The organism is Bacillus sp. CH_48 (genome assembly GCF_038008465.1).
Lineage (GTDB): Bacteria > Bacillota > Bacilli > Bacillales > Bacillaceae_G > Bacillus_A > Bacillus_A thuringiensis_S.
In genome coordinates, this window is record NZ_JBBOZF010000001.1 from 5,703,908 (window position 1) to 5,726,817 (window position 22,910).

Sequence of the window (22,910 nt, forward strand, 5' to 3'; positions counted from 1 at the left end):
GACGTTACTATGGATTAGAGAGATTTCACAGTAGTGAAATAATTAGGGTGGTACCGCGGTCCATTCGTCCCTATAGTTTTTTGGGATGAATGGGCTTTTTTGTTTGCCTTCTCTTCCCTATCACGCATTCAAATTTAGGAGGAAATAATTATGTCAGTTATCTTTTCTGGTATTCAGCCAAGCGGAACGATTACACTTGGAAACTATTTAGGGGCTATGAAGCAATTTACAGAGCTTCAAAACGAACACGATTGCTATTTCTGTATTGTAAACCAACATGCCATTACAGTACCTCAAGATCCTATACAACTTCGCAAAAACATTCGTAGTCTTGCTGCACTTTATGTAGCATGCGGCATCGATCCTGAAAAAGCTACTTTATTTGTACAATCAGAAGTACCTGCACACGCTCAACTAGGATGGATCATGCAATCTGTTGCTTACGTTGGAGAATTAGAGCGTATGACACAATATAAAGATAAAGCTTCAGGTAGAGATTCAGTTCCAGCTGGATTACTTACGTATCCACCATTAATGGCTGCTGATATTTTACTTTATAACACAGAAATCGTACCTGTTGGTGATGACCAAAAACAACATATGGAATTAACACGTGATCTAGCAGAGCGTTTCAACAAACGCTTCCGTGAAGTGTTCATAGTTCCTGAAATTCGTATTCCAAAAGTAGGAGCTCGCGTTATGTCATTAACCGAACCTACGAAAAAAATGAGTAAATCTGATCCGAATCCAAAATCAATGATCAGTATGCTTGATGAACCAAAAACAATTGAAAAGAAAATTAAAAGTGCTGTAACAGATTCAGAAGGTATCGTGAAATTCGATAAAGAAAATAAACCTGGAATCTCTAACCTATTAACAATTTACTCTTCATTCTCAGGAAAAACAGTTGAAGAGATAGAAGCAATGTACGAAGGAAAAGGATACGGCGACTTCAAAGGCGACTTAGCACAAGTAGTCGTAGAAGCAATTCGCCCAATCCAAGACAAATATAACGAACTAATCAGCTCCCCAGAACTAGACGAAATTCTAGACAAAGGTGCCGAAAAAGCAAACCGCGTTGCATTCAAACAACTACGCAAAGTAGAAAACGCAATGGGACTAAGCAGAAAACGTAGGTAACATAAAAAGCGGAGGCGACTGCTTAGCCCTGACGGCTAAAGTTCTTTCCCACAGAAGGTGCTTTTTACCTTCTCGTGGGGAAGGTTCTTAGACGCGAAGGGCTAGGAGCCGGAGCTAAATTACATATAAAGTGGAAGCGGCTCGTTTAGAATGTGAGGGGGATGGAGCTCCTGACGTAAAGGCGCTTTTTGCCTCGCAGGAAGGCGCGAAGCCACCGAACATTCTTGCCGCTGGAGCTGGATTTCACCAAATTAAAAAACCGCCAATTGGCGGTTTTTTAATTTACCTTTTGCTCATTTTCCATTTCCCATAACTTTTCAAAAAACGGCTGTCCTTTTACAAGGCGCTCGCATAATTGTTCGTGCTTCTCAGACCAGCCTGATTTCGCTTCATCATATAGTCTTGCCCAAATATCTTCAAATTCCATATGTTGGACCGTTCCATATGCTGACGGATCCCACTCTGTGTACCAATAGCGAATTTCCGCTGTATTTTTCGTTGTATGTAATTGATCTAACGCCATAAATAATAATTGTTTTAGTTGTCTTTCTTTACGAGTCAAGCCATTCATAATGAAAGGCGATGGTGATAAAATGTGGTGTTCTTTTTCTGTTTCTTCTACTTGGAACTCATACTTTTCTGCTTGTACGTTTTCTACCATCTCATATACCATCTGCTCTTGCCGTGGTATAAGTCTGCTTTTACGAATAGGTACATTGTAACCAATTGTATCAATCGCAATAATTCCTTTTCCATCTGTAACAACAAAGCAATACTCTTGCTGCAAACGTTCATGATTTTTACGAATATAAGCCTTATGATGTACGTCTTCCAACAATTTTTGCGGAAGCTCTAACAATTCGTCCTCGATGTAATGATATAATGTGGCATCTACTTTTAATAATGGCACTTGATCTAATAGCTCAATCGTATCATCTTTCCGCCATTCGTAAAAATGACAAACGTTATACCCATTCTCTTCACCTTCAAACCAATTTACCCATACATCATGTAGATATAACATTCACTACCCCTCACTTCACTACTGTTTGTATCAATCATTATGTTCAATTTTTCTTAACTTTATTCCACCTAAGGAAATATATTCTAATTATTATTTTTTCTTCTATTAATACTAAAAAAACAGGAAATAGAGCTCCTGTTTTTTTATATATGAAATGTATTTGCTTTATTCAATATTTCTTTTGCATCTATAGATAATAAAGAAAGTGTATCTTCTCCTTCCAATGTTACACAATCTTTGACAATATGAAATCCAAGCGCATAGCCAAGCATCTTTGGATAAGAGTGAAATCCATTTAATAAGATGTCGTGCTCCCTTGTTCCTCGTTTTATACTTATTCTTTCATGTACAACATTTTTCCAATAATAAATAGCCTCTTCTTTTGAAAGATACATCGTCCACGGTGCATTGTTTTTTTCTGAATATCTTTCCGTTACCGCTTGCTCAGCTAGCCCTTCCATAATCATCGTATCAAGTAATGTATATTCTGTTTCTTTCGTCTCAATTTGATGTAACCTGCATATGTGATGATATTCATGCGCCAATAACACCTTTAATTCTTCCACCGAATTCCGTCCACATACAAATAAGAAAATAACATGACGCATAGATAATCCAGCCCTACCGTTATACTCTTCTTGTACAGTTCGATTATAGGAATCTGATAATAAAATAAAGACAGGGACATCCGGACCTTTCAACCAATTTTTCAATTTATCATACTCCAAGCTCAACTCTTTCCAAATTTCCTTTTCCTCTAATTCTTTAATTTCCTTTTCCCCATGCATGACCGGACGATACATCCCTTTTGAAATTAAAAAGCGATACAACCTTTCTTTTGGCAACGGAATATACTTCGTAAATTTCTCACAAAGTTTTTCTGGCCGTCCATAATATAAATGTAGCCATTCAGCTGTTTCAATAACCCCCATCTTTATCCCTCCTTTTTTCTTATGTATATGCTACAAGAGAAAAAGACGTAAAAATAAATAAGGAGTTTTTTCGTAATATGCTACGAAAAAACTCCTTATTTCATCTATTATTTATACGATTTAAATACTAATACTGCGTTATGACCACCGAATCCTAGTGAGTTACTTAATACTGCATTTACTTCTTGTTGTCTCGCTTGATTCGGTACGTAATCTAAGTCACATTCTGGATCTGGTGTTTCATAGTTAATTGTTGGAGGGATTACTCCGTCTGTAATTGATTTAATTGAGAAGATCGCTTCAACAGCACCAGCTGCTCCTAATAAGTGACCTGTCATTGATTTCGTTGAGCTAATTGCTACTTTGTACGCGTGCTCACCGAACGTTTCTTTAATTGCCATCGTTTCATACTTTTCATTCGCATCCGTACTTGTACCGTGCGCATTAATGTAATCAATATCTTCTGGCTGTAGACCTGCATCTGCTAAAGCTTGACGCATCGCACGCACGCCGCCTTCACCACCAGGAGCCGGCATTGTAATATGGAATGCATCACCAGTTGCACCGTAACCAGCGATTTCCGCATAAATGTGAGCACCACGAGCTAATGCGTGCTCTAATTCTTCAAGAATTAAAATACCTGAACCTTCACCCATTACGAAACCGCTACGGTTTTTATCAAATGGACGGCAAGCCGTTGCTGGGTCTTCATTAAATGTTAATGCTTTCGCTGAGCTAAATCCTGCGAATGCCATACTTGTTAACGGCGCTTCAGCTCCGCCTGTTATCATTGCATCAGCATCACCACGCTGAATTGCTTTAAATGCATCACCAATTGAGTTTGCACCAGATGCACAAGCCGTTACAGAGCAAGTGTTAATTCCTTTCGCTCCTGTTGCGATTGATACTTGACCTGCTGCCATATCTGGGATCATCATCGGCACGAAGAATGGGCTCACACGGCGCGGACCTTTCTCAGTAAAAATCTTAAATTGTTCTTCGTATGTCTCCATACCGCCAATACCAGATCCAATCCATACACCAATTCGAGGTCCGTTTTCTTCTGTAATTTCAAGCTTTGCATCTGCAACTGCCATTTTCGCTGCTGCTACTGCATATTGTGTAAAGCGATCCATACGGCGCGCTTCTTTTTTATCAATATATTTCTCGACTTCAAAGTCGTTAATTTCTGCTGCTACTTTTGCTGGAAATAGTTCCGGATCAATTCTTGTAAGTCGTCCGATTCCAGATACACCTTTTTTAATGTTTTCCCACGCTGTTTCAACATCTGTACCGATCGGTGTAACAGCTCCTAGCCCTGTAATTACGACCCTCTTTTTTTCCATACAAAATACACTCCTTTTTTTCTCTCAGTCCTTATTTACCCCAACGAAGAGCAACTGCTCCCCATGTTAATCCGCCGCCAAAACCAACAAGTATAATTAAATCACCATCTTGAATACGTCCATTTTGCAATTCCTCTACCATTGCAATTGGAATTGAAGAAGCTGATGTATTACCAAACTTTTCAATTGTCATACTCATTTTTTCTTGTGGTAAATTTAATCTCTCTCTTGCAGATTCCATAATACGAATGTTCGCTTGATGCGGTACTAAGAAATCCACATCCTCTTTCGTAAGACCAGCTTTATCCAGCACGCGAAGACAAGATTCACCAAGTTGACGAACGGCAAATTTAAACACTTCTCTGCCATTCATCATAACATACTCGTCTTGATAAAGATGCTTACCGCCACTTCCGTCTGCTCCTAATTCGAAAGATAGAACGCCTCTTCCTTCTGAAACAGCTCCCATTACGATAGCACCGGCTCCGTCTCCAAATAGTACCGCTGTATTTCGATCATTCCAGTCTACAATTTTAGATAGTTTATCACTACCAACTACTAATACATTTTTATAAGTTCCCGTTTGAATAAATTGCTGCGCTGTAATCATTCCGTACATAAAACCAGCACATGCTGCACCTACATCCATTGCAGCTGCATGTTTCGCTCCAATCGCTTCTTGAATGACACAAGCTACTGCTGGAAACGCACGATCTGGTGTTACTGTCGCCACCAAAATAAGATCGATATCTTCTCCGCTAACCCCTGCATCTTCAAGTGCTTTTTTAGCAGCCTCTACGGCCATATACGAAGTATCTATTGTATCATCGGCAATGCGTCTTTCGGCAATTCCCGTTCTCGTACGAATCCATTCATCGGATGTATCCATTATCTTCTCTAAATCGTGATTTGTGACTACTTTTTCCGGCACATATCTTCCGATCCCTAAAATGCCCACGTTCACATCGCAGCCCTCCGTTTTATATCAATTATTATGACTTGGTACTAATTTTAAAACATAAATGTATTTTTGTCTAGAATATATTTCAGCTAAAACATAAAGCTAGGCATTATTCACTTTATTGTTTATTAAAAGAAACAGAAACATACCTTACCTGTTTCTTTTGAAATATAAAAAGGCTCGAACCGCTTCTCTCGACGGTTCGAGCCTCTTTCTCCTCAAAAAGAAAGGGTTTTATTGTTGATCTGCTTTCCCAAGCTCATATGCTTCGTTCATAACTTTCATCAATAACTCTAATACTGGTTGTGCTTTCTCCATATCAAGCGCAATTCCATTATCATCTAAAATGGCCTTTGCTTCTGGTAAATGCTTCATTGCGATTTGTAAAAACTGCATGCTTTTTTCGTTCATATTATACTCTTCCTCTCCATTAAAACTTTCACATACAATAGTGTAACACGCGTGCTACCCTTCGTATAACTCTTTATATTTTTTCATGTGTGCCAGTTGCTTATTTAAACCGTATTCTAACGGAGTATTTCTTTTTATCGAAATTACCTCGATAGCCTCATCTCTTACTTCGTTATTATTTTTATTTACTTTATCATCCGCGCGTAAAAGGTTCATACCTTTTTTCCATAATGACTTTTTACCACTAAGCAAATTGTATATACCGAGATGCTGCTCGTTCATTCCATTTTCCCATAAGTATTCACATACATCTTCCACGTACAGTAGATCACTTCCGTTTTCCTCACTCGCATAATAGCACTCTTTCTCATCCAGTTCTGATAAAATGAGCTGATGATACATCATAAAAGACGGTTGCCACGGTCCATATAATGTAGGAACTCGAAATACACTATATTGTAAATCCCCTTTTTTCAATCCTTCTTCTACTTTCAAAAATATGCGCTTATTTTCCGATTCATCTGTACTACCTACTTCAATAGAAGAAATTAAATTTAACTTCAATTTTTGTTCTTCACACATTCTTATAATTCGCTTTAAATATTGTAATATGACTCTTTCATTCCGAAATCCACATTGCTGATTTGGCTCATATAAGCAAAAGTAAACAGTATCGAATCTCTCTTCCTCTACTAATCTCCATCCATCTTCATCTCTTATCGAATAATACGTAAATAACGCATTTCGCCCAATTAACAATAACTTCTCTTCATTAATTTTGGTCATACTATTGAATTCATCAAAATCAAGACCATACACTTCTACTTCTTCTGCGATCATTTTATTCACAAGGTGATAACCTACAAACGTAAGTGCACCTATTATCAGCACGCGTTCCATACCACCAACCCTTTCTCCTTGAAACAAATAGCTCCTCATTTATGTATATGGGAGCTTCACAATTCTTCTTCATATTTTTTAAAGAAATCAGTCGTTTGCCTAACCATTTTATATTTCACATCTTGCAGATGGAACAAGACAGAAGTATCGCATTGATTTAATTGCCTCATTTTCTCATATTTACGCAACTGTTGTTTTCTTCCTCTTTTTTCTTGTGTTGATACGAAAACTTTGACAGGTACACAAGATGGCAGAAGCGTAAATGATTTCTTATTTATTTTTAAATCTAACTCTTCTTCTTTGGCATCATACGCCAAACTTAATTCCTTCACTAATCTTTTGTAAAAAAACTTATGCTCTTTCTCAAATTCCACATATTCTGGTAAATCTAAACATGGATTCAACATAATGACAGAACGAATACATTCAGGGTATTTGTTCATCATTTCAAGTGCTACAAGCGCACCCATACCATCTGCCATTATGTGCATTTTCGCATTTAACGTCTCTTTTCTCAAAACAACATCATATAAACGTTTTGCTAGACGAACAGATTGGTCGTTTCCCCAGTGCCTTCCGTATAAATTAGAAGAAAAGACTGTGTAGCCTTCCTCAATAAGGCCATGTAAAAAATAAGATCTTCCCGCATGCTGTGTCCATAAACTTGTACCATTCTCAATAAAGTAGTTGTAATCACCGAGGAGCATAACCGAAAATCCATTTGGCTTCTCCGGTAAATAAATGACACATGGTTCTTTTTCTAAGTAAAAAAAACGTTCCGTAATACTCATTTTTCCCCCGCCTTATTTTCTAAACATATAAAACCACTCTTTTATAATGTATGAACGGAATGCAAATTTGCGTTGAAAAATCTACAAATATTTTTCTATATTCTTTTTTCAATTGTGTTACAATAAGGACAGATTGAACGAATAGAGGTGTAAAATATGCGTTTCATTTGGGCATTAATTTGGTCGTTCTTACTTGTACATATGATGAGCTATGTAATCGGCTCTATGACTGGCGGTACATACGACTTTAACCAAGCGTCTATTTTCTCAGTTGTTCTTGCTGTATTAGTACTAGCGATTTCAGCTGCAATTCCAAACGAGCCAGTAGAACAACACTAAAAAAAGAGTCCGGATTTTATCCGAACTCTTTTTTATTTTTATTTCACATGAACAACTAATTCGTTATTTTCTACATCGACAACTACGTGACTATTGTCAGTAATTGTTCCTGCAATTAATTCTCGCGCTAATTTCGTTTCCACTTGACGTTGTACGTATCGTTTTAATGGACGAGCTCCATACATCGGATCAAAGCCAGCTTCTACAACAAATTCTTTTGCTGCGTCTGTTAATTCTACTGTAATGTGACGGTCAGCTAAACGCCCTTGTAATTCTTTTACAATTTTATCAACAATACCTTTAATTTCATTCGTTGTAAGAGGTTTAAATAAAATAATTTCATCAACACGGTTTAAAAATTCAGGGCGGAAATGTCCTCTTAATTGCCCCATTACAAGGTCTCTTGATTCCTCTTTAATCGAGCCATCTTCTTCTAATCCATCTAGTAAATGAGCAGATCCAATATTTGAAGTCATAATAATAACTGTGTTTTTAAAGTCCACTGTACGTCCTTGCGAATCTGTAATGCGTCCATCATCTAACATTTGTAATAAAATGTTGAATACTTCTGGATGTGCTTTTTCAATTTCATCTAATAAAATAACGGAATATGGTTTACGTCTTACCGCTTCTGTTAATTGACCGCCTTCTTCATATCCTACATATCCAGGAGGTGCACCAATTAAGCGTGACACTGCGTGTTTCTCCATATACTCAGACATATCAATACGAATCATTTGCTCTTCACTATCGAATAAAGACTGCGCTAACGTTTTTGCAAGTTCTGTTTTACCAACACCCGTAGGGCCTAAGAAAATGAAGGAACCAATCGGGCGGTTCGGATCTTTAATACCAGCGCGAGCACGAAGAACCGCGTCTGATACTAAGCTTACTGCTTCCTCTTGTCCGATGACACGCTCTGATAAGATTTGCTCTAAGCGTAGTAATTTCTCGCGTTCACCTTCAACGAGTTTAGCAACAGGAATACCAGTCCAGCGTGAAACAATATCTGCAATTTCTTCTTCACTTACTTCCTCACGTAATAAACGATTTTCTTGTTTATTATGCGCGCCCATTTCTTCCGCTTCTTTTAACTCTTTTTCAATTGCTGGAATTTTCCCGTGACGAAGTTCGGCTGCTTTATTTAAATCGTAATTACCTTCTGCTTCTTCTAATTCACGGCGCAGACGTTCTAAATGTTCACGTAAGTCACGAACTTTGTGAATGTCTTCTTTTTCTTTCTCCCATTTCGCTCTCATACCACTTGCAACTTCTTTTAAATCTGATAGTTCACGTTGCAACGTTTTAAGACGTTCTTGGCTACCACGATCTGTTTCTTTTCCAAGAGCTGCTTCCTCAATTTCTAACTGCATAATACGACGCGTTACTTCATCTAATTCTGTCGGCATAGAATCGATTTCTGTACGAATTGTTGCACACGCTTCATCGACAAGATCAATTGCTTTATCTGGTAAGAAACGGTCCGAAATATATCGATCTGATAAAACTGATGCTGCTACAATCGCGCGGTCATGAATATTTACACCATGATAAATTTCAAAACGCTCTTTTAAACCACGTAAAATGGAAATTGTATCTTCAACAGTTGGTTCTTCTGCTAATACTTGTTGGAAACGTCTTTCTAACGCCGGGTCTTTCTCAATATATTTACGATATTCATCTAATGTCGTCGCCCCAATACAGTGTAGTTCACCGCGAGCAAGCATCGGTTTTAACATATTCCCTGCATCCATCGCACCTTCTGTTTTACCGGCGCCAACGATTGTATGAAGTTCATCAATAAATAATAAAATACGCCCTTCACTCTTTTTAATTTCATTTAATACAGCTTGCAGACGCTCTTCGAACTCACCACGGAATTTCGCACCAGCTACGAGCGCACTCATATCTAACGCGAAGATCGTTCTATCTTTTAGCCCTTCAGGTACATCTTTTTTCACAATACGCTGCGCTAACCCTTCAACGATTGCTGTTTTACCAACACCTGGCTCACCAATTAAAACAGGGTTGTTTTTCGTTTTACGTGAAAGAATGCGAATGACACGTCGAATTTCACTATCCCGGCCAATAACAGGATCAATTTTCCCTGCTCTCACTTCTGCCACTAAATCACGGCCATATTTTTCTAACGCTTCATAAGTTGCTTCTGGATTTTGACTAGTCACTCTTTGATTCCCCCGAACTGTCATTAAAGACTGTAATAAGTTATCTTTCGTAATATGAAATCTTGTAAATAATTGATTGATATCGCCTTTTTCTTCAGAAAAAGCAAGCAATACATGTTCCACTGAAATGTAGTCATCTTGCAATTTCTCTGCTTCTTTTCCTGCTCTTACAAATAGTTGTTGCAGAGCACCTGTTATATATAATTTGCCTACTTCTGCACCGCTTCCCGTTACAGAAGGCTTTTTCTTAATTAAACTTTCGGCGCCTTGCTTTAACGCTTCTATATCGACATTCATTTTTTGAAAAATACGCACTGCTAACCCATCTTGCTCTTCTAATAATGTAAACAAGAGATGAACAGTATCTACTTCTTGATGATGATGAGATACCGCTAAAGATTGGGCACTCATAATCGCCTCTTGTGTTTTTGTTGTCATTTGATTTAAGTCCATCTTTACAGCCCTCCAAACGTTTGACTTTCTTTGACCTTTGATTTAATTATACGCCAACTGACTTTTTTATACAATAAATTCGCCTATGCATTTTCAAACTTATTATTGGAAAAAGAAAAAAGGAGCATTCATTATGCTATTAAAAAAAGTACGATAAATGAAACTACATTATGTAACAACAAAAAAGCCGCAATAAAGATTGCGGCTTCTGTTACGGTTTTCTTTTATATGTCCACTGGCGGTTATGATTCGTGTTATCTGGAAACTTTTCACCGGCAGTTAATTGTACCATTTGCGGATTTTTTACCATACTTCCCGTTTCACCAATTTCTACGTAAATGCCATCATTTGGCGCTTTTTGTCCAGAACGAAACCTGCGATTTTGTCCCATCTTCATTCTCCTTCCATGACGTCTTGCCTCATTAGTATATCCATTTTAAAAGAAAGGTTTTCTGTCATGTTTAGGAAACAAGTACTACATCTCATTCTTGTACATATACATGAATGACACAAGCTTAGGAAGGAATTCCTTTCCTATCTGTAGAAAAAAAGAAACCAACCTACTCTAGGCTAGTTTCAAAGGAGAGTCAAACATATACGAGAAGATTACATGTTCATTATATGCCTCATCATACGAGAAATGTAACCCTTTTCACATTTTGTACATAATGAAAGAAACATTATTTGAACTTTCTAAAAAGATGTTGACTTTTCTTAATTTCCAACGAGAAATAGTAGACACCATAGTACTTCGCGACGTAAGATGGATATATAGTGAAACCTCCATCTATGGTGGTCTCACCCAGTCTAACCTCTTATTTCTGCATATTAAAAACGGAAATACAGATAGAAACAAAAAAATTATTATAAGAGGTGAAATTATGAACAAACAACATTTAATCGCATTAGACTTAGACGGCACTTTATTAACAGACAACAAAATAATTTCCACTCGAACGAAACATACAATTGCAAAAGCAAAGGAACAAGGACACGTTGTCGTTATTTCAACAGGACGTCCATTCCGCGCTAGTTATGATTACTATAAAGAACTAGGTCTGAATACACCTATCGTAAACTTTAACGGTGCGTACGTGCACCATCCTCTTGATTCAAACTGGGGTATACATCACTCTCCTCTTGAGCTAGCAACAGCGCAAGAAATTGTACGAGCTTGTTTTGATTTCGGCGTAAAAAATATATACGCTGAAGTTATGGATGATGTGTATGTTCGTGAAATTGATGAAGATAAAAAACACATTTTCGAATTCGGTTCTCCTAAGATTTTTACAGGAGACTTATTAAATATTTTAAATGACCATCCAACTTGCTTATTAATTGACGCACATGACGAGCATTCTACTGCAATTCGTCAACATTTAACTGATATGCATGCGGAAGTAATCGACCATAGAAAATGGGGTGCACCTTGGCCGATTATTGAAATTGTAAAAAGCGGATTAAATAAAGCGGTCGGATTACAAAAAATTTCTAGTCATTACAACATTCCACAAGAGCGAATTATCGCTTTCGGTGACGAAGATAATGATTTTGAAATGATTGAATTTGCTGGTCACGGCATCGCAATGGGTAATGCCATCCCTGAATTAAAATCACTCGCAAACCATACTACGTTAACGAACGAAGAAGATGGTATTGCTTTATATTTAGAAGAGGTTCTTGGGTTGTAATCTAAAAATTCCCTGCTTATAGTTTCCTGCCAAATGCCCATACTATAAGTAGGCGCATAAGACATCGCGTCGATTGTTTTCAGCTAAATAAAGGGGGTTTTTCGAATGGGTAAAAAGAACAAATCAAAACGTTTTATCCAACAAGGAGCCGATGCTGTTATGAAGCATGATGCAAGATTCCCGTACAGAGGTACATTAGCTGAGGCAGAAAAGGCAAGAAGTAACTCTTCTTTTGGAGGGGTTTAAATGGGGAACTTACTATTCCAACAAGCTAGAGATGCTGTTGAAAATGCCGTATCTTGTTCAAGCGGTACTGAGCAACAAGATCTCGTATATAGAGCAAAAAATGCTTTGCAATCCGCTTACGCAAACTCTTCAACTGCTGAAAAAGTTCAGCTCCGTGAAATGCAAGAGCAATTGCAAAACATTACGAATGTACATTAAAAAAGAGGACCAACTTTGGTCCTCTTTAATCTTTCCGAAACAATCCGAACACCCCAACTGTTTGCAGTATATTTGTAAATGCACCTGGGTCCACTTGTTTAATAATCCTCTCCAATTCGTATAACTCGTAACGGGTAATAACCATCATTAACATTTCTTTATTTTCATTCGTATAAGCACCTGTTGCTGGTATCGTTGTAATTCCTCTTACTAATCGCGAGTGAATCGCCTTTCTTACGTCCGCCCCATTCTTCGTAACAATTAATGCTGTAATCTTTACATGACGAGTATGAATTGCATCAATAATTCTCGTTGATACATATAAAGTCACTAACGTATATAACGCTTTTTCCCATCCATATACATAGCCAGCAGCGATAATGATAATTGCATTAAAAAAGAAAAAGTATGTACCTACAGGCTTATCTTTTATTTTTGATAAAATCATGGCGATAATATCTAATCCACCTGTAGAAGCACCCCACTTTAAAGCAATCCCTACTCCAATTGCCGAAATAATCCCGCCAAAAATCGCATTTAATATAATATCATTCGAAACCGCTCTAACAGGGATGATTTCTAGAAACAGAGTCATAAATATAACACAAAGAAAACTAAAAAAGGTGAAGGCCTTTCCAACCTTTTTCCACGCTAAAATAACGACAGGAATATTAAATAAGCTAAACAATACTCCCGTAGATATGTGAATCGATAAAAAATCACCTAATATTTGTGATAATAATTGAGACAATCCAGCAAAGCCGCTCGCATACACTTTTGCTGGTGTTAAAAATAAATTCATCCCAATCGCGTTTAATAAACCTGCGATGATTACAACGATTAACTTCTTTATAAGTTCAGTATAATTCAACTTCAAATCCATTTCGAATCCACCTTTACCCTTCATAAATGCACCGCTATACATAGTCTTTACGAAAAAGGAAATGATAAACGTACAACGTTTAGGAATGGAGTTGATACATATGCCACATACGAGTGATAACGACAAAAAAGCACGCGATAATAACGCAAAACGCACACAAAAAAATGAGCAAGAGCAAAAAAATATTCAGCAAGGTAAACGTGCATACTCTAAAAAGACCGATCACCTTTGATTCCATCGTACATCAACAATTATGTTGATGTACTTTTTTACATTTTAAAGGAAAAAAACATTAAAAATTCACTTCATGTTCACTTCTATATTCTACAATAGCGATAACATATTCGGATGAGGTGTTGGCATGAGAGGGAAACATATTTTCATTATTACTGCACTAATAAGTATATTGATGCTATCTGCTTGCGAACAAAAAAATGGCTCAGCTACAGTCGCTACAGCAACAGACTCGACCATTACAAAGGATAACTTCGAAAAACAATTGAAAGATCGTTACGGAAAAGACATGCTATACGAAATGATGGCACAAGACGTCATCACAAAAAAATATAAAGTATCTGATGAAGAGGTAAATAAAGAAGTAGAAAAAGTAAAAAAACAATATGGAGATCAATTCAAAAAAGTATTAGAAAATAATGGTTTAAAAGATGAAGAGGATTTCAAAAATCAAATTAAGTTCAAACTTGCTATGAATGAAGCGATTAAGAAAAGCATTACAGAAAAAGACGTAAAAGACCACTATAAGCCAGAAATTAAAGCGAGTCACATTTTAGTAAGTGACGAAAATGAAGCGAAAGAAATAAAGAGTAAACTAGATGCTGGTGCTTCATTTGAAGAATTAGCAAAACAAGAATCACAAGATCTACTATCAAAAGATAAAGGCGGAGACCTTGGATACTTCAATTCAGGTACAATGGCTCCTGAATTCGAAACGGCTGCCTACAAACTAAATGTTGGACAAATTAGCAATCCCGTAAAATCATCAAACGGTTATCACGTTATTAAATTAACTGATAAAAAAGATTTAAAACCTTACGATGAGGTAAAAAAATCTATTCGCAAAAACTTAGAAGAAGAACGTATCGCTGACCCTATATTCAGCAAAAAATTGTTACAAGAGGAATTAAAAAAGGCAAATATTAAAATAAACGATAGTGATTTGAAAGATACATTTACTCTTGTTTCTCCACAAGGAAATTAAAAAAGCACAACCTTATTTTTTTAAAAATAAGGTTGTGCTTTTTAATCTTCTATCTTATTTCTTAAAGTAAGTCCAACCTTCTTCTTGGTAAACTTTTTCTTCTTTCATCAACTTACCAAGTGCGCGCTTAAATGCAGCTTTACTCATGTTAAAGCGTTCTTTAATATCTTCTGGATGGCTCTTATCCCAAAACGGCATTGCTCCGCCTCGCTCTTCCATATATGCATAAATTACTGCCGCATCGTCTTCCATTCCTTCTTCTTTACGAGGAAGAAGTGAAATGTTAATTGTACCATCATCTTTCACGTCAATAATACGGCCCGTTACACGCTCCCCGATGCGGACTTGTTCTTTTCTTTCTGTATGGTGTAAGAAAGCACGGAAATGCTCATCAGTTAGTACGAATGAACCAACTTGAAGAGAACGATATACACGTCCATTTACGTTTTTATTACGCATAGATGGCGTTGCATCTACGATAATTTCTTGCATATCACTGTCTCTTGCCGGAAGAGCAATTAAACGATCACGATTCGTTAATTTTAACGTACAATATAATTCGTCGCCTACTTCTGGCCATACCGGCATATAAATCGGGAACTCATCAGCTGGAATTAGTATATCTTTTGATACACCAATATCAACAAACACACCTAAACTAGGAATGACTTCTACAACCTTTACCCAGTTCCAATCATACGTTGTAATAATTGGCTCCTTCATTGTTGCTGAAATACGATTTTGGTGATCAAGGTATAAGAATACATCAATCGTATCGCCTTCTTCAATTTCTCCAGCTACTTCGTTTTTATGTAGGAAAATTTCTTCTTCTTCATTCCCAACCATATATCCAATTTCCGTTTCGCGTAAAACAGTTACCTGTTCAATCGATCCTATTTGCAAATACATATTTTTTAATTCCCTTCTATATATATAAAATTATCTTTTTTATCATTCCAAACAAAAGTTAATTATAACATGATTTTTCCTGTATTTGTCCAACTGCCCAAAATTCACTATAATAAAGTGAGGTTACATGAATATAAGTATGAAAACACTTAAGTCTAGACTCGTTTTCAGCTATACTTTAGTATGTACAGTACATAACAAGATTAGAAATTTATTTGGAGGTGCTAACTATGGCAAAAGATAGTTCTTTTGACATCGTTTCGAAAGTAGAATTACCTGAAGTAACAAACGCAATTAATATCGCATTAAAAGAAATCCAAAACCGATATGACTTTAAAGGAAGTAAAAGTGATATTAAATTAGAAAAAGAAGTACTAGTTTTAACTTCTGACGACGAGTTCAAATTAGACCAAGTAAAAGACGTTTTAATTTCTAAACTTGTAAAACGTAACGTTCCAATTAAGAACTTAGATTACGGAAAAGTTGAAGCTGCAACTGGCAACACTGTTCGCCAACGCGCAACACTTCAACAAGGTATCGATAAAGATAACGCTAAAAAAATTAACAACATCATTAAAGAAATGAAATTAAAAGTAAAAACACAAGTACAAGACGATCAAGTACGTGTTACAGCGAAAAGCCGTGATGACTTACAAGCAGTAATTGCAGCTGTTCGTAGCGCTGATTTACCAATCGACGTACAGTTCATTAACTACCGCTAAAAAGAAAACTCCTCTTAATTAGAGGAGTTTTCTTTTTAGTTTTGTAGAGACAATATTACAAGAACAAGCCATAGAAAAAAGGCATCTGCGGTGAAAATTGCTAAGTGAACAGAGTCTAACTATACGAATACTTCACAAGTGAATGCATGATTAAACTAGGCCTTATTGTAGAATTTGTTTCATACATGCATTTAGCAGACCTTATTGAAAATAAAAAAAAAGACAATTTAAGACGTTTCCCCTTCGATTTGAATTACTTTTCTTAGTAATTACATCCTAGGCCAAAGTCATCTTAAAAATCGCTGTAACTTATAATTCCTCTTCCCGCCAAAACGTAACAATTTATGAGTATAAGAATATTTCCCAACCCTTAATATAATGTAAAATTAATAAGGATCTTAAAAAATGTTAATTAAAAAAGAGTTAGAAGTGGTTATATGAAGAAATTAATATTATGGTTTTTATTGGCCACATTCTCCCTAAATACTGTAGGATGTTCTAATAATACGAATACACTAACGGATAAGTCTAACTGTATCAACAAAGCTTGGTACAAAAAAACTATGTCATGTAATCATTTAAAAAACATTAAATAGTTAATGATAAAAGTCATAAGAAAAGACACATCAAAGTGCCTTCCTCCGACTTGAACCATCTTAATTTTAATCATATTTGGATGGAGTTAAAAAGAAGCATAAATTGTTAATAAAGATGCAGACTTCAAAATAAAAAAGTACGTTAAGGACACTCTTATATTAAACACTAATATTTTAGAAGCAAGTTTATAAGTATAAAACCTACAGGGATTTCCCCTGTAGGTTTTATTATATTTCAAGTGATTTCCAAATGAATTATGAGTGGCTTTTTTCAGTTTGATTTTCAAAATATTTTTCTTTAACCATTTTTATCAGAGTTTCTTTTTCTGTTAGTTCAAATATAAATAATGCTTTTTTCATGTTATTTGCAATATCTTCTTCATTCTGTTGTTTAAATCTTAATAAATTCCATCCTTTTAAATAGTACAGTTCACCTAATAAGTATAAAGTATTTAGATTAATAGCTAATTTGATGCCCTTATCAATGTATTTTACCGCTTCTTCATATTGATAGGTCATACCTAAACATTTCGCTAAATTAAAAATGATTTTTAATTTAATCGCTTTATCTCTCGGAAAATCTAACTTATTAAAATTAGTTAAACATCTTCCTAATATAGTAATACTTTTATCATATTCTTTATTTTCCGCATAAAATATAGACATTGTCTGCATAATATCTATTTCTCTTTCTGATAAAAAATCAACATTGGTTAAAGTTAGTTTTAATGCATTATTTAAAAGTTTTAAAGCAGTTTTTATGGATCTGTTCACCTCAAATACAGCAATTGCTTCATGCCATAGGAGAAATTGTTTATCTTCTTTTGCTTGGAAATTTTTTTCATCTTTCTCTTTTTTCACTATTTCATAAAGTTCTTTATATTGTTTTTGCTTTAAGCAATCTTTTATTACGTATTTTACATTTTCTACATATTTAAATTTTTTGTTTTGAGTTAATGCAAATATATTATTCGGGTCAATACCAAGTCTTTCTGATAATTGATATAACAATATACTAGATGGATAAATCATACCTTTTTCTATTTTGCTAATTTGACTTTGCGAACATATTCCATGACATAATTCGGATTGTGATATATTTTTTTTAATTCTAAGCTCTTTAATGGTAATACCCAAATCGTAAAATTCCATTTTCCCACCTACTATTTAGCACTATATTAGTATAAGAGTATTCTCTAATTTTTAATGTAATATAAAATTAATATAGTTGCAATTATCGTTCGTTCCAAAGATCTTTCTCTATCCGTATTGACACAAAAACAGGCTAGGAAGAAGACTTTCTCCCTAACCTGGAACCCCCTCTCATTAGAGAAGTTTTCATTTTCGTATCGTTTCTCTTAAGAAATTTCATATCAACAGAATAAACACTATTGCCCCACCGAACAAACAAATACAATAAGAAGACATGAACATAGAACGAGCAACTTCTCATCTACGTTTCCTTTTAACTGCAATTAAAAACGCAATAAATAATACATTCACACCAACGATTAAGGAGATAAATAACCAATTCACACCTGTTTCTCCGTTAACTTTATACACGTTTGATTCTTCACGCTTTAAAACGAGATAAAATCCCCCATTTTCCTCTCTTATAATTTCATCCTCTAACAATCCTCTTAACTCTTGTTTTTCACCAATCGTACTTGCAGGTAAGGAGACTTTTTGTGTTTCTTTCGTATTATTAATTGCTACTAAAGTTACTTCATTTTTATATTTTCGTTTTAGTATGCTCATCCCGCTATTATCATACAATAGCTCAAACGTACCGCGTCGTAAAGACGGTCTCGCCTGTCTAAGTTCACCTAGTTTTGTTATGTGCTGCATAAATTTTTCGTCTGACTTAAAATCCATTAATCGTCTATTATCGGGTACACTTCCTCCATCTAATGCAATTTCAGTTCCGTAATAAAAATTCGGAATTCCAGGTGATGTTAACAGATATGTAAGCGCCAGTTTTAAACGTGATGGCGGATAATACATATTTTCTTTTGCAATACGCGCATATCTTTTTGTTTCTTGATCATCTAAGAACGTAACAAATTCTCCTTCTTTTTTACTCACATCGTATAACGATTTCACCGATACATCCGCTTTGGAAAACGATTCTACTATTTTTTCGTTGTATTCGCTATCCTCCTTTGTCATAATACGAAAATCTTTCTTTATCACTTGCATATCTTTTTGCGCGTTATCCCAAAAGGAACGCGGCTTTTTTTCACTATGTATAACATAACTTCCGTCTAAATCAACTTCTTTTATCCACCATTTCATTGCGTCAATTACCTGTTGTTCGTTTTCTCCAAGCGGAAATTGAAATACAACTTTCATTCCTTTTGCCTGAGCTTCTTTTACAAGTTCTTTCACATCATTTTCTGTCCCGAAATGTTCATTTACCTTTTTAAAATTTCGCACGTCTAATCCATCGTACTTTCCACTTTCAAAAAGTGGCGAAAGCATAACGGTAGTAAAACCCATTTCTTTTATGTAATCCAACCTTTTTATAATTCCTCTTATATCCCCGCCTTGATACCCTTCTAAATTACCAACTTCTAACTGTTTGTCATTTTTCGGTTCTCCATTATTGAAGCGATCAATCATAATGGAGTATATAACCTCATCTCGCCACTCTCTTTTTTCGTCTGCAAAAGTATGTATTGGTACAAACAAAACAACAGCTAAGCAAAAACAAATGAATAGTTTCCTAGTCCATATTTTTCCCACACGCATCCCCCAATTTTTTAATTGTAAGAATATTATACCAATTATCCGAGTGAAACGCATATGCCGATTTCAATCCTCACAAAATAATCTATGTTAGATTTTATGACATCACGTATGTAATTTTCTGAATTTTTAGTTGATTTTTAGTTTTATTTCGAATATGATATGAAACATAACAAATATATGTTATTTTTTCTAACATCCCAGGAGGAGAGATCATGAATATGGAAGATACGGTTTTTATGTTTGTGACGACAGTAATGGTCATGTTGATGACACCAGGATTGGCACTTTTTTATGGAGGTATGGTTCGTAGCAAAAACGTACTCAGTACAACGATGCATAGTTATAGTGCAATGGCTATCGTTTCGATTCAATGGATTGTTATCGGCTATTCTTTATCATTCGGGCCAGATTGGCACGGACTTATCGGTACACTTGATTGGTTCGGTCTAAACGGAGTTACCTACGCACCAAATCCAGACTACTCATCTACTATTCCTCACAATTTATTTATGATGTTTCAACTCATGTTCGCCATTTTAACTCCAGCTTTAATTTCAGGTGCATTCGCTGAAAGAATGCGATTTTCTGCCTTTCTTATTTTTATCCTTCTATGGACAACAATCGTTTACAATCCTGTCGCTCATTGGGTATGGGGCCTCGGTGGGTGGCTAAGGGAACTTGGTGCACTAGACTTCGCTGGCGGAAATGTCGTTCACATCACTTCCGGAGTTGCCGGTCTTGTATTAGCTATTTTCCTTGGAAAACGAAAAAACATAAATGGTTCTTCTCCTCACCATTTGCCATTTACAATGTTAGGCGCAGGCTTATTATGGTTTGGCTGGTTCGGTTTTAACGTTGGCAGCGCATTATCCTTAAACGACGTAGCTTTAACTGCATTTATTAATACAAATATAGCCGCTGCTGCCTCTGCTCTAACTTGGATGCTTTCTGAATGGTTCTTCCAATCAAAACCGACCGCGATGGGAGCTGCTTGCGGAGTTGTTTCTGGTCTAGTAGCTATTACACCAGCCTGCGGGTTCGTTACACCTTTCTCCGCCCTTCTTATCGGAGCAATTGGTGGTATAATATGCTTCGGCGCCGTTTTCTTCCTAAAAACAAAATTCGGGTATGACGATACACTTGATGCCTTTGGATGCCACGGCATCGGAGGAACTTGGGGCGGTATTGCAACAGGACTATTTGCAACTACTGCCGTAAACGGGGATGGCGCAAACGGATTATTTTACGGAAATGCCGCGTTACTGTTTAAACAACTTATAGCGATTGGCGCAACATATGCATTCACGATTATCATGACGTATGCCATTATTAAAGCGATCAACTTCTTCCTCCCCGTTCGCGTCGATGAACATGAAGAACACATGGGTCTTGATATTTCAATGCATGGCGAGAAGGCTTATGAACATGCAGAGCGAGTAAACTAAAAAAGAGATGCAATCTATTGATAGTAGATTGCATCTCTTTTTTGCGTACTAGGCAACATACCCCACCTAGTATAAATGTAAATATATCAACGGTTTTTTGGATATATCGATTGTTTCTTTCAATATATCAACGGTCCGACACAACATATCGATTTACAAACAAATTCCGACATAATTTACAAGCAAAATACCCCACATAACGTTATACAAAAAAGACGACCGAAACCCGGTCGTCTTTTCCTATTTATTTTGGAGCATTTCCTACATATTGCGTAATATCAACATTTAACGCCTGCGCTAAACGCATACCGTATTCTTGATCTGCACGGAAGAAGTTACAAACAGCTAGTAATTTCGTGCGTTCATTTACGTCTTTCAAGTCATTTGTTAAGTTTGCAATTAAGTTATCTTGCTCTTCTTTAGAGAATGAACGGTAACGCTCACCTGCTTGTTTAAAGTCATTTGGTTTCTCGATTTTTTCACGAGATACATAGCCTTCTACTTTCATAGTCGAATCGCGGTAAGCTTTGTCTTCAACTGGATTCTCTGCATGACGGCTCGGTTCGTAGTTGATTGTAGATGGGTTTTGATTCATTTGCATCGCACCATCACGTTGTTGGTTATGAACAGCTGCATATGGGCAGTTTACAGGAATTTGCAAGTAATTTGCACCAAGACGATAACGCTGTGTATCTGGGTAAGAGAATAAACGACCTTGTAATAATTTATCTTCCGATGGTTCAATACCATTTACAGTTGCACTTGGAGAGAACGCTACTTGTTCTACTTCTGCAAAGAAGTTTTTCGGATTACGATTTAACGTCATTGTCCCTACTTCAATTAACGGGAAGCGATCTTCTGGCCATACTTTCGTTGGATCTAGTGGATCAAAGTCTAAAGAATCCATTTCATCTAGTTGCATAACTTGTACGTGTAAATCCCATTTTGGATGATTTCCTTTTTCGATTGCGTCGAACAAATCACGAGTTGCATGATTGAAGTCTTTCCCCTGCACTTCTTGCACTTCTTTCGCATTTAAGTTACGTACACTTTGCTGCGGTTTCCAGTGGTATTTAATATAAACAATTTTACCTTCTTCATTAATCCATTTAAATGAATGGACACCGAAACCTTCCATTTCACGATAGCTTGCTGGTGTACCATAATCAGAAAATACCCATGTCATCATATGTGTAGACTCTGGAGTTAACGTCATGAAATCCCAATAACGATCTGGCGTTTGAATATTTGTATCCGGTGCTGGTTTTAAAGAATGAACCATGTCAGGGAATTTAATTGCATCACGAATGAAGAAAACTGGTAAATGATTACCTACGATATCGTAGTTTCCTTCTTCTGTATAAAATTTAACTGCGAAACCGCGTGGGTCACGAGCTGTTTCCGGAGAACCTTGACCATGAATAACCGTTGAAAAACGAACAAATACAGGTGTTTCAGTTCCTTCATTTTGTAAAAATGCTGCTTTCGTATATGGCTTCATGCTATTTTTCGTTACGAATACACCGTGAGCACCTGCACCACGTGCATGCACAACACGCTCCGGAATACGTTCACGATCAAAGTGTGCAAGTTTTTCTACTAAATGATAGTCTTCTAATAATACTGGTCCACGACGACCAGCTGTACGAGAATTTTGGTTGTCTCCAACTGGAGCACCTTGGTTTGTTGTTAAGCGATTATTTGGATTCATCTAGGGGGATCCTCCTCTTTCTTTCATAGTAATTATTATTTATTTAAAATTATTAT

General features: G+C 36.3%; 23 protein-coding genes and 1 other annotated feature (1 of these 24 cut by a window edge). Of the genes, 9 read left to right on the forward strand and 14 right to left on the reverse strand.

All coding sequences use genetic code 11. The features are described 5' to 3' along the window. Window positions 1-75, forward strand: a binding site (T-box leader) (it extends 142 nt beyond the left edge of the window). A 75-nt stretch (window positions 76-150) separates the two neighbouring features. Continuing rightward, window positions 151-1,140 carry a tryptophan--tRNA ligase gene (gene trpS, locus N2V92_RS28875; RefSeq protein WP_000110979.1) on the forward strand — a complete coding sequence of 330 codons (990 nt, stop codon included), beginning with the start codon at window positions 151-153 and terminating at the stop codon, window positions 1,138-1,140. 277 nt (window positions 1,141-1,417) lie between these two features. Here trpS and N2V92_RS28880 read toward each other — a convergent pair whose 3' ends face one another. From N2V92_RS28880 to N2V92_RS28910, 7 genes are all read right to left on the reverse strand, one after another. Continuing rightward, window positions 1,418-2,164 carry a YjbA family protein gene (locus N2V92_RS28880; protein WP_000966119.1) on the reverse strand — a complete coding sequence of 249 codons (747 nt, stop codon included), beginning with the start codon at window positions 2,162-2,164 and terminating at the stop codon, window positions 1,418-1,420. Between the two features lie 143 nt (window positions 2,165-2,307). Next, window positions 2,308-3,096 carry a DUF2268 domain-containing protein gene (locus tag N2V92_RS28885; RefSeq protein WP_000538198.1) on the reverse strand — a complete coding sequence of 263 codons (789 nt, stop codon included), beginning with the start codon at window positions 3,094-3,096 and terminating at the stop codon, window positions 2,308-2,310. A gap of 107 nt (window positions 3,097-3,203) precedes the next feature. After that, window positions 3,204-4,442 carry a beta-ketoacyl-ACP synthase II gene (gene fabF, locus N2V92_RS28890; RefSeq protein ID WP_000412645.1) on the reverse strand — a complete coding sequence of 413 codons (1,239 nt, stop codon included), beginning with the start codon at window positions 4,440-4,442 and terminating at the stop codon, window positions 3,204-3,206. A 31-nt stretch (window positions 4,443-4,473) separates the two neighbouring features. Then, complete coding sequence (fabH, locus tag N2V92_RS28895; RefSeq protein WP_001100533.1) at window positions 4,474-5,406, reverse strand: beta-ketoacyl-ACP synthase III; 933 nt, start codon at window positions 5,404-5,406, stop codon at window positions 4,474-4,476. A gap of 231 nt (window positions 5,407-5,637) precedes the next feature. After that, window positions 5,638-5,814, reverse strand: a complete 177-nt coding sequence (locus N2V92_RS28900; RefSeq protein ID WP_001003335.1) for a ComZ family protein — start codon at window positions 5,812-5,814, stop codon at window positions 5,638-5,640. 54 nt (window positions 5,815-5,868) lie between these two features. Then, entirely contained in the window at window positions 5,869-6,741 is an 873-nt protein-coding gene (locus N2V92_RS28905) for an NAD-dependent epimerase/dehydratase family protein (RefSeq protein WP_000486171.1), read from the reverse strand. A gap of 29 nt (window positions 6,742-6,770) precedes the next feature. Beyond that, window positions 6,771-7,505, reverse strand: coding sequence for a hypothetical protein (locus N2V92_RS28910; RefSeq protein WP_000028706.1), 735 nt, complete (start codon window positions 7,503-7,505; stop codon window positions 6,771-6,773). 156 nt (window positions 7,506-7,661) lie between these two features. Between N2V92_RS28910 and N2V92_RS28915 the strand changes: the two genes are divergently transcribed. Beyond that, window positions 7,662-7,844, forward strand: a complete 183-nt coding sequence (locus N2V92_RS28915) for a YjzD family protein (RefSeq protein WP_001211116.1) — start codon at window positions 7,662-7,664, stop codon at window positions 7,842-7,844. A 38-nt stretch (window positions 7,845-7,882) separates the two neighbouring features. Here N2V92_RS28915 and clpB read toward each other — a convergent pair whose 3' ends face one another. Both clpB and N2V92_RS28925 read right to left on the reverse strand, forming a co-directional pair. Further along, a complete protein-coding gene (gene clpB, locus N2V92_RS28920; protein WP_000365378.1) occupies window positions 7,883-10,483 on the reverse strand; it encodes an ATP-dependent chaperone ClpB in 2,601 nt (866 codons plus the stop codon). Between the two features lie 211 nt (window positions 10,484-10,694). After that, window positions 10,695-10,874, reverse strand: coding sequence for a YjzC family protein (locus tag N2V92_RS28925; protein ID WP_000531422.1), 180 nt, complete (start codon window positions 10,872-10,874; stop codon window positions 10,695-10,697). Window positions 10,875-11,364: 490 nt separating this feature from the next. Here N2V92_RS28925 and N2V92_RS28930 point away from each other — a divergent pair, with 490 nt between their 5' ends. From N2V92_RS28930 to N2V92_RS28940, 3 genes are all read left to right on the forward strand, one after another. Further along, window positions 11,365-12,174: a Cof-type HAD-IIB family hydrolase gene (locus N2V92_RS28930; RefSeq protein WP_001041241.1), complete on the forward strand. Its 810-nt coding sequence runs from the start codon at window positions 11,365-11,367 to the stop codon at window positions 12,172-12,174. 105 nt (window positions 12,175-12,279) lie between these two features. Continuing rightward, a complete protein-coding gene (locus N2V92_RS28935; RefSeq protein ID WP_000516816.1) occupies window positions 12,280-12,420 on the forward strand; it encodes a hypothetical protein in 141 nt (46 codons plus the stop codon). Next, window positions 12,421-12,618, forward strand: a complete 198-nt coding sequence (locus N2V92_RS28940; protein WP_000527408.1) for a DUF3813 domain-containing protein — start codon at window positions 12,421-12,423, stop codon at window positions 12,616-12,618. A gap of 25 nt (window positions 12,619-12,643) precedes the next feature. On the opposite strand, the gene N2V92_RS28945 is transcribed toward N2V92_RS28940, so the two are convergent. Beyond that, window positions 12,644-13,501: a YitT family protein gene (locus tag N2V92_RS28945; RefSeq protein ID WP_000364431.1), complete on the reverse strand. Its 858-nt coding sequence runs from the start codon at window positions 13,499-13,501 to the stop codon at window positions 12,644-12,646. Window positions 13,502-13,601: 100 nt separating this feature from the next. Here N2V92_RS28945 and N2V92_RS28950 point away from each other — a divergent pair, with 100 nt between their 5' ends. Continuing rightward, window positions 13,602-13,733 carry a DUF3941 domain-containing protein gene (locus tag N2V92_RS28950; RefSeq protein WP_001120851.1) on the forward strand — a complete coding sequence of 44 codons (132 nt, stop codon included), beginning with the start codon at window positions 13,602-13,604 and terminating at the stop codon, window positions 13,731-13,733. Window positions 13,734-13,862: 129 nt separating this feature from the next. Beyond that, window positions 13,863-14,720: a peptidylprolyl isomerase PrsA gene (prsA, locus tag N2V92_RS28955; protein ID WP_001214205.1), complete on the forward strand. Its 858-nt coding sequence runs from the start codon at window positions 13,863-13,865 to the stop codon at window positions 14,718-14,720. A 54-nt stretch (window positions 14,721-14,774) separates the two neighbouring features. On the opposite strand, the gene N2V92_RS28960 is transcribed toward prsA, so the two are convergent. After that, window positions 14,775-15,629 (reverse strand): CvfB family protein, encoded by an 855-nt coding sequence (locus tag N2V92_RS28960; protein WP_000281261.1) that lies wholly within the window; start codon window positions 15,627-15,629, stop codon window positions 14,775-14,777. 230 nt (window positions 15,630-15,859) lie between these two features. On the opposite strand from N2V92_RS28960, the gene N2V92_RS28965 reads away from it, so the two are divergent. Next, on the forward strand, window positions 15,860-16,351 hold the full coding sequence (locus N2V92_RS28965; protein WP_001040146.1) for a YajQ family cyclic di-GMP-binding protein: 492 nt from the start codon (window positions 15,860-15,862) through the stop codon (window positions 16,349-16,351). An 851-nt stretch (window positions 16,352-17,202) separates the two neighbouring features. Here N2V92_RS28965 and N2V92_RS28970 read toward each other — a convergent pair. Continuing rightward, window positions 17,203-18,099: a helix-turn-helix domain-containing protein gene (locus N2V92_RS28970; RefSeq protein ID WP_000397873.1), complete on the reverse strand. Its 897-nt coding sequence runs from the start codon at window positions 18,097-18,099 to the stop codon at window positions 17,203-17,205. 297 nt (window positions 18,100-18,396) lie between these two features. Beyond that, window positions 18,397-19,752 (reverse strand): alpha-amylase family glycosyl hydrolase, encoded by a 1,356-nt coding sequence (locus tag N2V92_RS28975; protein ID WP_033668897.1) that lies wholly within the window; start codon window positions 19,750-19,752, stop codon window positions 18,397-18,399. A 158-nt stretch (window positions 19,753-19,910) separates the two neighbouring features. Between N2V92_RS28975 and N2V92_RS28980 the strand changes: the two genes are divergently transcribed. Then, the gene (locus N2V92_RS28980; RefSeq protein WP_016077974.1) at window positions 19,911-21,143 is read left to right on the forward strand and encodes an ammonium transporter; all 1,233 of its coding nucleotides are present in this window, start codon (window positions 19,911-19,913) and stop codon (window positions 21,141-21,143) included. A gap of 244 nt (window positions 21,144-21,387) precedes the next feature. Here N2V92_RS28980 and katB read toward each other — a convergent pair whose 3' ends face one another. Next, window positions 21,388-22,854 (reverse strand): catalase KatB, encoded by a 1,467-nt coding sequence (gene katB, locus N2V92_RS28985; RefSeq protein WP_001069166.1) that lies wholly within the window; start codon window positions 22,852-22,854, stop codon window positions 21,388-21,390. Between the last annotated feature and the right edge of the window lie 56 nt (window positions 22,855-22,910).

Bases quoted from the DNA above. Each gene is read 5' to 3' on its own strand.
- trpS (WP_000110979.1), top strand. From the start codon at position 151: ATGTCAGTTATCTTTTCTGGTATTCAGCCAAGCGGAACGATTACACTT.
- N2V92_RS28880 (WP_000966119.1), bottom strand. From the start codon at position 2,164: ATGTTATATCTACATGATGTATGGGTAAATTGGTTTGAAGGTGAAGAG.
- N2V92_RS28885 (WP_000538198.1), bottom strand. From the start codon at position 3,096: ATGGGGGTTATTGAAACAGCTGAATGGCTACATTTATATTATGGACGG.
- fabF (WP_000412645.1), bottom strand. From the start codon at position 4,442: ATGGAAAAAAAGAGGGTCGTAATTACAGGGCTAGGAGCTGTTACACCG.
- N2V92_RS28900 (WP_001003335.1), bottom strand. From the start codon at position 5,814: ATGAACGAAAAAAGCATGCAGTTTTTACAAATCGCAATGAAGCATTTA.
- N2V92_RS28910 (WP_000028706.1), bottom strand. From the start codon at position 7,505: ATGAGTATTACGGAACGTTTTTTTTACTTAGAAAAAGAACCATGTGTC.
- N2V92_RS28915 (WP_001211116.1), top strand. From the start codon at position 7,662: ATGCGTTTCATTTGGGCATTAATTTGGTCGTTCTTACTTGTACATATG.
- clpB (WP_000365378.1), bottom strand. From the start codon at position 10,483: ATGGACTTAAATCAAATGACAACAAAAACACAAGAGGCGATTATGAGT.
- N2V92_RS28925 (WP_000531422.1), bottom strand. From the start codon at position 10,874: ATGGGACAAAATCGCAGGTTTCGTTCTGGACAAAAAGCGCCAAATGAT.
- N2V92_RS28930 (WP_001041241.1), top strand. From the start codon at position 11,365: ATGAACAAACAACATTTAATCGCATTAGACTTAGACGGCACTTTATTA.
- N2V92_RS28935 (WP_000516816.1), top strand. From the start codon at position 12,280: ATGGGTAAAAAGAACAAATCAAAACGTTTTATCCAACAAGGAGCCGAT.
- N2V92_RS28940 (WP_000527408.1), top strand. From the start codon at position 12,421: ATGGGGAACTTACTATTCCAACAAGCTAGAGATGCTGTTGAAAATGCC.
- N2V92_RS28945 (WP_000364431.1), bottom strand. From the start codon at position 13,501: ATGGATTTGAAGTTGAATTATACTGAACTTATAAAGAAGTTAATCGTT.
- N2V92_RS28950 (WP_001120851.1), top strand. From the start codon at position 13,602: ATGCCACATACGAGTGATAACGACAAAAAAGCACGCGATAATAACGCA.
- prsA (WP_001214205.1), top strand. From the start codon at position 13,863: ATGAGAGGGAAACATATTTTCATTATTACTGCACTAATAAGTATATTG.
- N2V92_RS28960 (WP_000281261.1), bottom strand. From the start codon at position 15,629: ATGTATTTGCAAATAGGATCGATTGAACAGGTAACTGTTTTACGCGAA.
- N2V92_RS28965 (WP_001040146.1), top strand. From the start codon at position 15,860: ATGGCAAAAGATAGTTCTTTTGACATCGTTTCGAAAGTAGAATTACCT.
- N2V92_RS28970 (WP_000397873.1), bottom strand. From the start codon at position 18,099: ATGGAATTTTACGATTTGGGTATTACCATTAAAGAGCTTAGAATTAAA.
- N2V92_RS28975 (WP_033668897.1), bottom strand. From the start codon at position 19,752: ATGCGTTTCACTCGGATAATTGGTATAATATTCTTACAATTAAAAAAT.
- N2V92_RS28980 (WP_016077974.1), top strand. From the start codon at position 19,911: ATGAATATGGAAGATACGGTTTTTATGTTTGTGACGACAGTAATGGTC.
- katB (WP_001069166.1), bottom strand. From the start codon at position 22,854: ATGAATCCAAATAATCGCTTAACAACAAACCAAGGTGCTCCAGTTGGA.